14 protein-coding genes are annotated in these 12,548 nt (G+C 39.3%); 8 read left to right on the top strand and 6 right to left on the bottom strand.

Translation table 11 applies throughout. The features are described 5' to 3' along the window. Positions 1–216: 216 nt before the first annotated feature. The gene (locus ACZZZW_RS19895) at positions 217–447 is read right to left on the bottom strand and encodes a hypothetical protein (RefSeq protein ID WP_055905684.1); all 231 of its coding nucleotides are present in this window, start codon (positions 445–447) and stop codon (positions 217–219) included. Positions 448–604: 157 nt separating this feature from the next. Here ACZZZW_RS19895 and ACZZZW_RS19890 point away from each other — a divergent pair, with 157 nt between their 5' ends. The 3 genes from ACZZZW_RS19890 (at position 605) to msrA (ending at position 2,040) form a co-directional block, all read left to right on the top strand. Beyond that, positions 605–787 carry a Sec-independent protein translocase subunit TatA/TatB gene (locus tag ACZZZW_RS19890; protein WP_055905682.1) on the top strand — a complete coding sequence of 61 codons (183 nt, stop codon included), beginning with the start codon at positions 605–607 and terminating at the stop codon, positions 785–787. A gap of 89 nt (positions 788–876) precedes the next feature. After that, the gene (gene msrB / locus ACZZZW_RS19885) at positions 877–1,374 is read left to right on the top strand and encodes a peptide-methionine (R)-S-oxide reductase MsrB (RefSeq protein WP_082458667.1); all 498 of its coding nucleotides are present in this window, start codon (positions 877–879) and stop codon (positions 1,372–1,374) included. 6 nt (positions 1,375–1,380) lie between these two features. Continuing rightward, the gene (gene msrA, locus ACZZZW_RS19880; protein WP_235526016.1) at positions 1,381–2,040 is read left to right on the top strand and encodes a peptide-methionine (S)-S-oxide reductase MsrA; all 660 of its coding nucleotides are present in this window, start codon (positions 1,381–1,383) and stop codon (positions 2,038–2,040) included. Between the two features lie 4 nt (positions 2,041–2,044). On the opposite strand, the gene ACZZZW_RS19875 is transcribed toward msrA, so the two are convergent. Genes ACZZZW_RS19875 through ACZZZW_RS19865 form a run of 3 tightly spaced genes read right to left on the bottom strand, consistent with a single transcriptional unit; the run spans position 2,045 to position 4,361 of the window. After that, positions 2,045–2,836: a molybdopterin-dependent oxidoreductase gene (locus ACZZZW_RS19875; RefSeq protein ID WP_463496088.1), complete on the bottom strand. Its 792-nt coding sequence runs from the start codon at positions 2,834–2,836 to the stop codon at positions 2,045–2,047. Further along, entirely contained in the window at positions 2,820–3,539 is a 720-nt protein-coding gene (locus ACZZZW_RS19870) for a cytochrome b/b6 domain-containing protein (RefSeq protein ID WP_055905668.1), read from the bottom strand. The genes ACZZZW_RS19875 and ACZZZW_RS19870 overlap by 17 nt, the downstream gene beginning before the upstream one ends. A 36-nt stretch (positions 3,540–3,575) precedes the next feature. After that, the gene (locus ACZZZW_RS19865) at positions 3,576–4,361 is read right to left on the bottom strand and encodes a DUF1223 domain-containing protein (protein ID WP_055905665.1); all 786 of its coding nucleotides are present in this window, start codon (positions 4,359–4,361) and stop codon (positions 3,576–3,578) included. Positions 4,362–4,490: 129 nt separating this feature from the next. Between ACZZZW_RS19865 and ACZZZW_RS19860 the strand changes: the two genes are divergently transcribed. From ACZZZW_RS19860 to ACZZZW_RS19845, 4 genes are read left to right on the top strand one after another with little or no spacing between them, the layout of a single operon-like run. Next, positions 4,491–5,090 carry a sigma-70 family RNA polymerase sigma factor gene (locus ACZZZW_RS19860; protein WP_463496085.1) on the top strand — a complete coding sequence of 200 codons (600 nt, stop codon included), beginning with the start codon at positions 4,491–4,493 and terminating at the stop codon, positions 5,088–5,090. A 1-nt stretch (position 5,091) separates the two neighbouring features. Then, positions 5,092–5,358 carry a zf-HC2 domain-containing protein gene (locus tag ACZZZW_RS19855; RefSeq protein ID WP_055905658.1) on the top strand — a complete coding sequence of 89 codons (267 nt, stop codon included), beginning with the start codon at positions 5,092–5,094 and terminating at the stop codon, positions 5,356–5,358. 58 nt (positions 5,359–5,416) lie between these two features. Next, positions 5,417–5,671, top strand: coding sequence for a hypothetical protein (locus tag ACZZZW_RS19850; protein WP_055905655.1), 255 nt, complete (start codon positions 5,417–5,419; stop codon positions 5,669–5,671). A 54-nt stretch (positions 5,672–5,725) separates the two neighbouring features. After that, on the top strand, positions 5,726–6,307 hold the full coding sequence (locus ACZZZW_RS19845) for a peroxiredoxin-like family protein (RefSeq protein ID WP_055905652.1): 582 nt from the start codon (positions 5,726–5,728) through the stop codon (positions 6,305–6,307). Between the two features lie 396 nt (positions 6,308–6,703). On the opposite strand, the gene ACZZZW_RS19840 is transcribed toward ACZZZW_RS19845, so the two are convergent. After that, positions 6,704–8,446 carry an ABC transporter ATP-binding protein gene (locus ACZZZW_RS19840; RefSeq protein ID WP_055905648.1) on the bottom strand — a complete coding sequence of 581 codons (1,743 nt, stop codon included), beginning with the start codon at positions 8,444–8,446 and terminating at the stop codon, positions 6,704–6,706. Between the two features lie 332 nt (positions 8,447–8,778). On the opposite strand from ACZZZW_RS19840, the gene ACZZZW_RS19835 reads away from it, so the two are divergent. Then, complete coding sequence (locus ACZZZW_RS19835; RefSeq protein WP_463496081.1) at positions 8,779–10,923, top strand: hypothetical protein; 2,145 nt, start codon at positions 8,779–8,781, stop codon at positions 10,921–10,923. Positions 10,924–11,373: 450 nt separating this feature from the next. Here the strand turns inward: ACZZZW_RS19835 and ACZZZW_RS19830 are convergent, their stop codons facing one another. Further along, positions 11,374–12,345, bottom strand: coding sequence for a Gfo/Idh/MocA family protein (locus ACZZZW_RS19830; RefSeq protein ID WP_055905643.1), 972 nt, complete (start codon positions 12,343–12,345; stop codon positions 11,374–11,376). Between the last annotated feature and the right edge of the window lie 203 nt (positions 12,346–12,548).

The raw sequence follows: 12,548 nt of genomic DNA, 5'->3' as shown, positions 1-12,548 counted from the left end.
AGGTGCATTAAAGAAGATTATCAGCCACTTGAAGAAATTGTAGGTAAATAGTAACGCTATCTGTAATGTTAGGCCTTATACAATTACCGGCCTGCATAGCTGCGAACTTAGTCTCCTAAAATAAAGTATTATCAAATCCTGACAGGATTAAAATCATTAATAAGCGTTATGGCAGGCTCGGAAATAGTTTTTATAGATGAACTTTTTTTAAAATATTTAAAAAGGCTCCGAATGAAAAATTTCGAGATTGATACAGCGCAAACCTATGCTATTAAAAAGTTCGGTAATTTCTTTTGTCCAATCTCTTGGCGAATCTACCCTCAATATTTTATCAGCATCCCACAGATCGATATTCCATTTTATTTCTTTAAAGCGACTGTTTAACAGTGGGCTAATTTCATTTAACTCGCTATCCGTAGATACATTTGTTTTGAAAACGGCAATCATAATGAAAAGTTTTAGGTTTGTTATGAGCAGTAGACGTACAACTTTGAAAATTACTTTAAATAAAAGTGTTTTTTTTTAACTATTTTAAATATTGCTTTTGAAGAACCAAAGCCCTGGTTTATGCGTAAGTGTAACATATCCATAAATTAAAAACGAAATGTTGAATACAACCATCGCTGCCTTGCTTGGAGGCCCTGAAATGATCCTTGTTGGAGTTGCTGTTTTATTATTGTTCGGCGGCAAAAAAATCCCTGAACTAATGAAAGGATTAGGTAAAGGCATAAAAGAATTTAAAGCCGGGCAAGAAGAAGAAAAACCAGAAGTACCAAAACAAGCTTAATAAAGCCGTTCGTAATTCAGATTTTACTGGTATTCAGCATAAGTTTAACCCATTTGTAAGGATTTTCCTTACCATACGACTAACGTAATATGAAAAAGTTAAAATTATTGATGATACCATTTATGGCTCTTGCGTTAAACGCATGTAGCCAGGGCAAGCCTACGGGTACAAAAATGGAAAATAAAACCAGCTTGTATCCAGAAGCTAAACCTGCAGCCGATTGGAAAAAACTCCTTTCGGCCAATGCCTACGAAATTATGGTGAACAGCGGAACAGAAACGCCATATAAAAACCCTTATTGGAACAACCACAAAAAAGGAGTTTATGTGAGCGCGGCTACAGGTAAACCCTTATTTTCTTCAGAAACAAAATTTGAATCGGGAACAGGATGGCCTAGTTTTTTTAAACCAATCGATCCGAAAGCAATTAAAATTGTAACCGACAAATCGGATGGTATGGTAAGGGATGAAGTGGTTGAAGCCAGCACCGGTTTGCATTTAGGGCATGTATTTGATGATGGACCAGCGCCAACGGGTAAAAGATACTGCATGAATTCTTATGCATTAAAGTTTATCCCTTCCAAATAAGCTGCCATGATGAGGAAATACAATACGTGGTTACTTGGACTTGTTTTTCTGAGTGCCTGTGCCAATGGCCAAAACCGTAAAAGTGAAAATGCTTTTGCAAAATTACCAATCGCTAAACCAGATGAAAAAGTTGCCACCTTTGCAGGAGGCTGTTTTTGGGCACTTGCCGAAGGACTTAGCGAACTTAAAGGAGTTAATGAAGTAGTATCAGGTTATGCTGGCGGCACGGTTAAGAACCCTAGTTATGAAGAAGTTTGTAGCGACAATACCGGGCATGCAGAAGCTGTACAGGTATATTACAACCCAAAACTGGTTAGCTATGCTGAACTGGCAGAGTCATTTTTTTATGCACATGATCCAACTACGCTGAACAGGCAAGGGCCTGATGAAGGTGAAGATTACCGTTCCATTGCATTTTACCGCACACCAGAAGAAGAAAAAGAATTAAAAACAGCAATTGCAAAGGTGAATGCAAGTCATCACTATGCCGATCCGATTGTGACGACCGTAACACCGATAAAAATTTTTTATCCGGCAGAAAATTACCATCAGGACTATTTTAAGTTACATCCGGGTAATTCTTATATTCAAGGTGTATCGGCACCAAAAGTGATAAAGCTCAGAAAAAACAGAAGGGCCTATCTAAAACCTGAATATCAAAAGTAAAATTCTATAATCCTGAATAGTAATCGTAACCTTGCTCTGCCCAGTAATCCCTTGGTCTGTTATTGCTAAAACTCATCGTTCCGATTCTTTTCAGGTTTTTTATGCCATACTTAACAGGAACAATCAACCTTAGCGGTGCGCCATGATCGATACTGATCGGTTTACCATTCATTTCATAAGCCAATATTGTTTGCGGGTGCAGGATGCTTTCTCGCTCAAGGCCTACATAATAAGATCCGTTTGGTGTTTCCAATCCCATATATTGTTTTTTGGCTTCTTCTTCAAGCTTAAAATGTGCTAAAAAATCACTGAGTTTTAAACCGGCCCAGTGTTGTATCTCATCCCAGCCCTCCACACATTTAAAATCGTAAACAATTTCTGTTTTGGGCAATGCTTTTATTGCCTCCAGGCTGATATACTGGTTAGTTTTGTTTTTAAATTTTACCGTGAGTTTCCAATCATCTGCATCAAAATTTTCATCATCTTCAATACCAATTAAGCTGTTTACCCTTGGCGTTTTAGCGGCATCAGCTACAGGATACGTTTTAACGAGGTGTTTGTTGCTGAAAAAATTGCGGAAAAAGAGTTCTGTTTTATTCAATGCCCTACGCAAAGGAACACGCGTGCCACCAGTAATGCCAGGTGTTTCTTCAGGAGCAGCTAATAGCCATTTCCAGCTGGCAACAGCACCAAGACCCATTGCGCCGAATGCTCCAAATGAGATAAAGGTACGTCTTTTGATCTTCTGCTCAACCGTTAATGGAGCCTTAACTTTCTTGTTAGCGTTTGCTTTCATCTTTATTCTCGGTTTTTTCAGTTATTACTGGTTCGTGTTTAAGTTGAGGCTTTTCTTCTATTACTTCAAATCCCGCTATAACAGCCCTAAAGTTGTTCCATCCGGCAAGTGCTACCTGCACAATGTGGATGATAAAGAAAAATACATAGCCGATTGTTAATGCGAAATGCAGAATCCTGGCGAAATGATAACCACCACATAACCAGCAAAGCCAATAAAATTGTACCGGTTTATAAATTGCTAAACCCGTGGCTACTGAACCCATACCCATTAATATAATTAAGGTATAAGCTATGCGCTGTGCGGCATTGTATTTTTTTTGCGGCGGAACAGTTTTACGGATATGAAGATCGTGAAGTAGTACCTGCCAGGCTTCTTTAAACGTGTGTTTATTGGGTAACAACGCTTTCCAGGCACCCGAAAAAATAGTGTAAAGGATGTAAAGTAAACCATTTATAAAAAAGAACCACATGAAGAGAAAATGGAAAGCCATTCCTTCGGCTAACCGACTCGAAATGTGAAAATAATCGTAAAACCACTCAGGGAAAAATTTAATTAAACTGTAGCCAAAAATTGAAATGCCATATGCATCATTGGCCCAATAAATAAAAAGTCCGCTCCAGATCATCACTGCCAGAACAGGAAAATTAACCCAGTGCGTCCACCGCATTAAAAGCGAGTGTTTTTCTTTAATTACTTTCATGGTGGCAGTTTTTTAGTTGATAAACGCAATAGCCTCTCATTCGGATTTGTTGGTTAATGTGTTGCTATCCAGATATTTTAATCTGGTTGCAGCGGTTATCTTACCTGTTTTATTCTCTTGTAAAAAGGCTATGAGTTCTGTAGGTTGTTGTCCGTTCAATTTATTGATTTGTACAGAGCCGCCACTTTTTCCTCCCAATGCAAAGGTTTCAAACTGAGAAACTATTTGTACATGACTTAGTGTTAGTCCTTTATTTTCGCCTTTTAAAATCCGATTGCTTGCTTTTGCCAACACCAAAGCTACAGCGAGCGAGTAACCGTCGGTTGGTTGATCTGTATTATAATTCAATGTAAGTTTATCTTTGTCACTTTTACTTAGTGCCACCGCCAAATTGCCTGTTGATGGATTTGCCAGGGCGGTTTTAATACTATTGCGAAGGGTATTTTCTTCTGAGCCAATAAATTCTTTACTTCCATTTACCACAACCTGGGGGGTGTACACAGTTTTAAGCTTTAACCAGTTTGCATACTGGTTTTGCCGTGCAGAAAATTTTGAGCTGCTAAAACTATCTTTCCAACCTAGCCTGTCCCAATAATCTACATGAAAAGCCAATAAATACACTGGCTTGTTTTGACTTTCTTTTTCAATCTGTGCTAATAGTGCATCGGCCGGAGGGCAGCTTGAGCAGCCTTCTGAAGTAAAGAGTTCTACAACTGCAAAACCTCCTTTTTCAGGTGAATTCGGATTGTTTTTTTGATCGGCAACAAAGGCAACACCTAGGAAGCCTATTACCAAAAGAGGCAATGCTATTTTTCTGATCATGGTTATTAATTTGAATCTTAGTCGTATTTAATACCAAAGCCTTACAAAAAAATAAAAATAATATGTAAGGATGTTTCCTATCGCCCGACTAACCTATTAAGCACTATATTTATATAAGATACGTAAAAAATGCAAAACGAAACAGACAAAGTCCCTTTACCCAAAAGCAGACATTCAGATCCGCTTAGTTGGGTAGAAAAATATGCCGATTATCTTTATGGATTTGCTATGGCGAGGTTAAGGGATGAAGAGGTAGCCAAAGATTTGGTGCAGGATACCTTTTTGGCTGCTTTGCAGCATTTAGATCGTTTTGAAGGAAATAGCGAGGAGAAAACATGGTTAACAGCAATCCTTAAAAACAAAATTGCTGATTTTTACCGGAAGCAATCCACGGGCAGACTGAGTGATTTAAAAATAACGGATGCCGAAGGGGAGCAGCAGGAATTTTTTGATCCTGAAACAGGGCATTGGACTGAAAGAAACTATCCCAGGGCATTTGGTTTAGAGGTGGATGATCCTTTAATGATGAAAGAGCTGGGCAGCATTTTAAATGAATGTTTAGCCAAACTTCCGGGCTTATGGTTTTCTGTATTTTCGATGAAACACATGGATGATCTGGCTTCTGAGCTGATTTGTACCGAACTAAAACTCACGGCTGCAAACTTTTGGGTAATTATGCACCGTACAAAACTTAACCTGAGGGCTTGCCTTCAAAAAAACTGGAACTGATATGACGAGCGCGCTAAAAAATATTATTTATAACTGTAAACAGGCTACTTTTTTGATTGAGAAAAGAATTTCAGGCAAAATTACAGCTGCTGAAACACTACAATTGCATGTGCACCTGGCCGGTTGTTCGGTTTGCAAAGTTTATCAAAAACAAAGTATATTGATTAACAGGGTGTTTGCAGGCTTTGAGAACGCTGATTTTAAACTGGACGAAGCCTTTAAAAAGACTTTAACAGAGCAGATCGAAAAAGAAATGAATAAAAATTAATTTTTCTTGTAAGGTAATGGCTATCGCATCGACTAAGGGATAAACAAAACACAAAAACATGAAAAATCAAATTCTAAAATCAGCAGCAAAATTGTTTATGGCCACTCTAGTTGTAACCAGTCTTTCATTACCAGGTTTCGCTTCGGTTAACAGTCCATTACAAGAAAAAATGTCTAAAATGAAACAAGGTAAAATGGACGGCAAGAAAATGGACAGCAAGAAAATGGACAAGATGAAATCCGATTCAATGAAAAAAGCCAAAATGGAAAAATCAAAAATGGCCAAAGGAAAAATGTCGAAAAGTAAAATGTAAAGAAAAAGCAGGCAGGGGGCTTAATCCCCTGCCTTTTATTAAGTAAATATAAGAATGAAAAGAATTGTACTATTTGTTGGCTTAATTGCTGCATTATCCTTTCAGGTAAAGGCTCAAAAGGGTTTGAAAGAAGGGGATAAGGCCCCGATGTTTATGGGTGTTGATCAAAATGGCAAAACGGTAAGTTTAAAAAGTGCATTAAAGGCACATCAATCTGTGGTTTTGTTCTTTTATCGCGGCCAATGGTGCCCATATTGCAATAAGCACATTAAAGAGCTACAGGATTCGTTGAGTTTGTTGAGCAATAAAGATGCTTATGTTATTGGAGTTACACCAGAAACCAAAGAAAACATCAATAAAACAATTAAAAAAACAAGTGCTGGCTTTTCTATCCTCCAGGATAAAAACGATGAAATTATGAAAGCCTACAATGTTAATTTTATGATGGATGAGGCTACCTTTACTAAGTACAAGGGTTACGGGATAGATTTAGATGCCAATAATGGCAACAACCGCCATACTTTACCGGTGCCGGCTACCTATATCATAGACCGCTCCGGAAAAATTAAATATGTTCATTTCGATCCGAATTATCAAAAACGGGCTTCTGTACAACTGTTGCTTTCGAAGCTTTAGGTTTATTTGGTTTAAGACTCTATAGACTTTCGACTCCGCTACCATGGATAGCTTTCAATAAAGCGGTCGTCATTGTTGGTACTAAGCAATCTTAAAGCATACGCTAGTAGCGATCGTTTTAAGATTGCTTTTTAGGCTGAAAAAGCCTTCTCGCAATAACAATACCCATAGGATATCCATTTCCTTAAAATCATGTCACTCATATTGATTTTTTATACCATAAATTACCCCTCAGGATGATAATTACGATGGTTACCCTGAGGGCTGAGGTAAGAAGGAGAAGCGTAAAGGCGTAAAACGGGAGGCCATTAAGGAATTGTATAAAACTTCCGCTCCAAAATAAATCCTTCTCTGCCTTTAGCAACTCTTTATGCGTTTCTTTTAAATCGCTGAAATTTACCTGCGTTCGCCAATTTGCTGCCGCCACATGGAATAATACAAACCTTTTTTCTCCAACAGCTCGTTGTGGCTACCTGTTTCTGATACTTTTCCTTTTTCGAGTACGTAAATCTTATCCGCATGCATAATAGTTGATAGTCGGTGTGCAATAAGAATGGTCATCTGCTCTCTTCTATCTGAAATTTCTCGGATGGTTGCTGATATTTCTTCTTCAGTGAGCGAATCGAGAGCCGAGGTAGCTTCATCGAAAATGAGTAAACGTGGTTTTCTCAATAAAGCCCTTGCAATAGAAATCCGCTGTTTTTCTCCACCTGAAAGTTTCATTCCATTTTCGCCTAATACGGTATCAATACCCTGGGCGGCTTTGGCAATAAGCGCGGTTGCAGATGCTTTTCTTAATGCTTCGATAATATCTTCTTCACTGGCAGTCGGATTTACAAATCGCATGTTATCCCTGATTGATCCGGCGTAAAGCTGTGTATCTTGGGTAACAAAACCAATCTGACGGCGCAAAGGGTTGTAACGGATGCGTTTAGAACTGGTTTCATTGAAAAGTATTTCGCCTTCAACAGGGAGGTAAAGCCCTACTAAAAGTTTTACCAAAGTTGATTTACCCGAACCTGAAGGACCAACAAAAGCGGCTGTTTCACCGTTTTGAATTTCAAAAGAAATATCATCAATGGCATTGTAACCAGCAGTTTTGTGCTTGAAAACAACATTTTTAAATTCCAGTCTTTTTAACGCATCAATTTCTACCGCATTTTCAGGGCGTGTTTCTATTGGCTTTTGCATTAAACTATCAAAGGTTTTAAGCGAAGCATCGGCCTCTCTGTATAGAATAATCATATTGCCAAGATCTTGTAGCGGAGTAAAAATTGCGGTGGAGATAAACTGCATCGCAATTAATTCTCCTGTGCTCAGTATTTTTCGAAAAATAAGCCAGAGCAGAATGAAAAGCACTGATTGTTTTAATAAGTTGAGCAAATTACCCTGGAGAAAGGATAACATGCTTACTTTTTTGGCTTTTAGCATTTCAAGATCGAAGATTTTTAAGGTTTGTACATTTAACCGCCTGATTTCGGCAAAGGTTAAGCCCAAACTTTTTACCAGTTCGATATTGCGCAAACTTTCGGTAATTACACCTGCCTGTTTATCTGCCTGTCGGTTTATAGAACGTTGAATGGCTTTTATTTTTTTAGAAAGTAACCCGGTTAAAGAGCCCAATACCAATACCCCTACAAAAAATACGGGCACTAAAAGCCAGTTTTTGTTTAAACTATACCACAGTAAAAAACCGATACCAACCAAAGAAGAAAAAAGAATATTGATAAAAGCATTGATGAAACGCTCGGCATCGGTTTTTACCTTTTGTAATACTGAAAGCGTGGTTCCGCTGCGGCTTTCTTCAAATTCCTGAAAGGAGAGGCGCAGGGTTTGTTTCAAGCCATCGTTAAAAATATTCATGCCAAAACGGGCAACAGCTTTACGGGTGGTAAATTCCTGCACCGAGCGGCAAAGCCTGGCCACAAGCGCAATAGCGAGCGCAATAAGCAACCAGTAAAAAACTTCACTAATTAATTTACGTTCGCCCAAATGGTGTTTGTTGGTCGAATAATCGTCGATAATTTTTCCAAAGATAATGGGATCCAGCAGGCTTAAAAGTTGTGCTGCTGCAGCAAGTAAGAGGGAAAAGATAATAAGTTTTTGGTGAGGCTTTAAGTATTTTAAAAGTATTTTCATTTTTAGGAGGAATACAACGGCGGTTGGGCAATTATTAAACGTTAAGGACTTGTAATAGTTTGAAGAAGATTTCACCAGGTTATATGCATCGATGCATGCAGGATACAGCAGGATGGTTAGGCGGCAGTCTTTCTATATATTACCCCTAATTAAACCAGCTGATGGACAACAATTGCAGCAAAATTTAACCAAATATATTTCAGAATTATGAAAAGCATCCACTTTGTTGTATTTAAACATTCTATGCGCTTAAAATTATCGCTTTTGTAATTACAGGCTTGCTAATTAATGGCTTTAACAACCTGGAATAATAATAATTTAGTAATAACGGCATGTTTGTACTCAAAAAACATTTTAATCTATCAATACTATTGGTTGCATTCTTTAGCATTCAAACCGCTTTTGCACAAATCAACAGGGAAGCACTGGTAACACGGCATACCGTGTTAATTAAAAAAATAGATTCCCTTTCTTCCTTATCCGTAGGAAATGGGCGATTTGCTTTTACTGTTGATGCGACAGGACTACAAACTTTTCCGGAGCGTTATGCCAAGGGCGTTCCATTGGGTACGGAGTCGCAATGGGGCTGGGGATCTTACAAAAATGAAGGAAACTTCAACATTAGGGAGGCTTATAAATATTACGATCAATACGGACGTAAAATACCATATACAGTACAATTAAACACGCCGCTTAGGGCTAAGGAAGCCTCCAACTATTTCCGTCAGAATGTGCATCGCCTTCAGTTGGGCAACATTGGTTTCGACCTGGTTAAGAAGAACGGTCAACCGGCTAAAGCAAACGACATTAAAAATATCAATCAAAGTTTAAATCCCTGGACAGGCGAAATTAAAAGCAGCTTTACGCTGGAGGGAGTGCCTGTTGAAGTAATTACAGTTGGGCATCAGGATCTTGATCTCATCAGCGCATCTGTTTCATCACCTCTAATTGGCGCAGGGCGATTAAAAATAAGAATCCGTTATCCCGCATCTACCGGAGAATGGGCTGATGTTGGTAACCATTGGGCAAATGATGATAAACATGTTTCGCAAGTACTGGCACAAAGTACTGATGGAGCAATTATTAAAAGGGATATTGATTCTGCAATTTATTACACATCTTTTTCTTGGAAGGGTAAAGCACAACTGGCCCAAAAACAAGCGCATTATTTTACCATTACACCCAATAAAACTGATCGGGTATTTACTTTTAGCTGCCTTTTCTCTCAACAGAAAAATCGAACAGCAGTTGTTCCTTTTGTACAAGCCCGGCAGAACAGCAGGACTAAATGGAAAGCTTTTTGGTTGAGTGGTGCCGCAGATGATTTTAGCGGAAGTATTGATAAACGTGCATTTGAACTTGAGAGAAGGATTATCTTATCTGAATACCTTACCAAAATACAATGTTCGGGTGATTTTCCTCCCCAGGAAACGGGTTTAACCTATAACAGTTGGTTTGGTAAACCTCACCTCGAAATGCACTGGTGGCATGGAGTACACTTTGCGCTTTGGGGAAGGCCCGAGCTGTTGAAACGGAGTACTGATTGGTATTTTAAAGCGGCAGCAAATGCCAGGAAAATTGCACGCAATCAAGGCTTTGATGGTTTACGCTGGCAAAAAATGACCGATCATAACGGGAAAGAAAGTCCATCTTCCATTGGTGCAATGCTAATCTGGCAACAGCCACACTTCATCACCTTTGCCGAACTGGAATACCGTGCAAAACATGATAAAAAGGTATTGGAGAAATATAAAACCCTGGTATTTGAAACAGCAGATTTTATGGCCTCTTTTGCGCATTATGATGTAGAAAAAGGCTGTTATACACTCGGACCAGGTTTAATTCCTGCACAAGAACGTTTTAAAGCCGAAACAACCTTTAATCCAACTTATGAACTGGCCTACTGGCAATGGGGATTAAAAACCGCACAACAATGGCGCGAACGTTTAGGAATGCCAAGAAACTCAAAATGGGATGATGTAATGGCAAAACTTGCCAAGCTGCCAGTACAAAACGGAGTATACCTGGCAGCCGAAAGTGCGCCTGATTCTTATACCAATCCCGAATATAAAACAGATCATCCATCCGTATTAGGCACCTTTGGCATGCTACCCGAAACCGATCTGCTTGATAAAGTAACCATGCGTAAAACCTTCGATTTGGTTTGGACAGACTGGAGTTGGAATGATACCTGGGGTTGGGATTTCCCGATGACAGCCATGACGGCCACACGATTAGGCATGCCCGATAAAGCAATTGATGCCTTGATGATGCCTGTACAAACCAATACTTATCTTATAAATGGCCACAACTTTCAGGATGATCGCCTGCGCATCTATTTACCAGGGAACGGTGGTTTACTTACTGCTATAGCTTTAATGTGTGCCGGCTGGGATGGTAATACTACAGCCAATCCAGGCTTCCCGAAAGATGGAACATGGAAGGTGAAATGGGAAGGCTTTAAGAAGATGATGTAAGGAGATAGTTGGTCTGGAAACTTACATCATTCTCGCGCAGGCGGGAATCTTAATGCGGAATTACCTGCAAAGCATTACGATTCCCAATCAGGTTGGGAATGACGATGGCGTTTAGTTCCCTCTTATGTCATTATCGAGCAGGCGGAAATCTTAATGCGGAATTACCTGCTACGGTATTACGATTCCCAATCGAGTTGGGATTGACGATGGCGTTTAGTTCCCTCTTACGTCATTCTCGCGCAGGCGGGAATCTTAATCCGGAAATTACATGCTACGGTATTACGATTCCCAATCGATTTGGGAAATGACGATGGAGTTTAGTTCCTTCTTACGTCATTCTCGCGCAGGCGGGAATCTTAATGCGGATTACCTGCCAAGGCATTTGGATTACCAATTGAGTTATGAATGACGATGGCGTTTTGGTTAAAATAATCCTTCGTTAAAATATTCTTACTTTCTGGTAAAATCATCCATTAACTTCATGGTAATCAGTGCATCTTCGCCACTGCAAGGATTTTCTCCTTTGTTAAAAAAATAATCAACCACTTTTTCGATCATCGGCTGTTGTACATGTTGCAAAGGTTCAAAAGTGAACTCCTCTGTACAATCAGTAGTGACGATAACTTTATTGCCAAACATTGGGAAACTAATACGCCCTTTTGATCCATAAATTTCACAACTATCAGCTTGATCTGCAGGCGCAACAGAGAAACACCAGGTACCACTAAAAACAATTCCATTTTCGAAAAGAATATTACCTGCAACGAGGTCATCAACCTCCGTATTTTGCTGCTGTTTAGTGGCAATGCCGACAGCATTTTTAACTGCGCCGAAATAATAAGTCATTAAATCTAACTGGTGCGGGGCCAGATCATGGAATAAACCTCCCCCTGAAATTGCCGGATTGATCCGCCAATTATCTTCCGTTTTAGCAATAAGGGCAGGGTTAGGCGGCTGAAGCATTTTTAACCTGACCAGGCGGACATCTCCAATGCTATTTGCATTTAGCAAAGCTTTAACTTTTAAAAACATTGGTTGTGCACGGCGATAATGGGCCACACAAAGTTTCACTTTCAGCTGGTTGGCTGCATCTGTCATACACTGCGCCGAAGCAGCATCCAAAGTCATTGGTTTTTCTACATATACAGGTTTGCCAGCTTTTAAGGCTGCAATGGTGTAAGCTTCGTGCTGTAATGGGGGTGTGGCAATATAAACGGCATTTACTTCAGGGTCGTTTATTAAATCGGAAGCATCATCATACCATTTAGCAACTTTATGGCGACTGGCATAATCGGCGGCTTTAGCACCATCCCGTCGCATTACTGCTACCAGTTTAGAATTGGCCACTTTGCTAAATGCAGGGCCGCTTTTTACTTCCGTTACATCGCCACAGCCAATAATGCCCCATTTAATTTCTTCCATTTTTTACCTGTTATAAAAGCTTTGAATTTAGAAAATATTGTTTGAAATATGATTTAGAAAGTTTTATAAAAAAGAAAAGGGATTCAATTGAGATTGATCCCTAATCAACTAACCAAACAAATGAATTCCGGAAACCACGCCGGAATTACCTATTAAACGATAGGACATAAATATTGTTTGGCAGGATAATCAGTATTTTGAAA

The sequence above is a fragment of the Pedobacter sp. AC379 genome (assembly GCF_979258145.1).
This window is presented reverse-complemented; position numbering and strand designations above follow the sequence as displayed.

Bases quoted from the DNA above. Each gene is read 5' to 3' on its own strand.
- ACZZZW_RS19860 (WP_463496085.1), top strand. From the start codon at position 4,491: ATGCAAAACGAAACAGACAAAGTCCCTTTACCCAAAAGCAGACATTCA.
- ACZZZW_RS19830 (WP_055905643.1), bottom strand. From the start codon at position 12,345: ATGGAAGAAATTAAATGGGGCATTATTGGCTGTGGCGATGTAACGGAA.
- ACZZZW_RS19840 (WP_055905648.1), bottom strand. From the start codon at position 8,446: ATGAAAATACTTTTAAAATACTTAAAGCCTCACCAAAAACTTATTATC.
- ACZZZW_RS19870 (WP_055905668.1), bottom strand. From the start codon at position 3,539: ATGAAAGTAATTAAAGAAAAACACTCGCTTTTAATGCGGTGGACGCAC.
- ACZZZW_RS19875 (WP_463496088.1), bottom strand. From the start codon at position 2,836: ATGAAAGCAAACGCTAACAAGAAAGTTAAGGCTCCATTAACGGTTGAG.
- ACZZZW_RS19890 (WP_055905682.1), top strand. From the start codon at position 605: ATGTTGAATACAACCATCGCTGCCTTGCTTGGAGGCCCTGAAATGATC.
- ACZZZW_RS19855 (WP_055905658.1), top strand. From the start codon at position 5,092: ATGACGAGCGCGCTAAAAAATATTATTTATAACTGTAAACAGGCTACT.
- msrB (WP_082458667.1), top strand. From the start codon at position 877: ATGAAAAAGTTAAAATTATTGATGATACCATTTATGGCTCTTGCGTTA.
- ACZZZW_RS19845 (WP_055905652.1), top strand. From the start codon at position 5,726: ATGAAAAGAATTGTACTATTTGTTGGCTTAATTGCTGCATTATCCTTT.
- ACZZZW_RS19895 (WP_055905684.1), bottom strand. From the start codon at position 447: ATGATTGCCGTTTTCAAAACAAATGTATCTACGGATAGCGAGTTAAAT.
- ACZZZW_RS19850 (WP_055905655.1), top strand. From the start codon at position 5,417: ATGAAAAATCAAATTCTAAAATCAGCAGCAAAATTGTTTATGGCCACT.
- ACZZZW_RS19865 (WP_055905665.1), bottom strand. From the start codon at position 4,361: ATGATCAGAAAAATAGCATTGCCTCTTTTGGTAATAGGCTTCCTAGGT.
- msrA (WP_235526016.1), top strand. From the start codon at position 1,381: ATGATGAGGAAATACAATACGTGGTTACTTGGACTTGTTTTTCTGAGT.
- ACZZZW_RS19835 (WP_463496081.1), top strand. From the start codon at position 8,779: ATGTTTGTACTCAAAAAACATTTTAATCTATCAATACTATTGGTTGCA.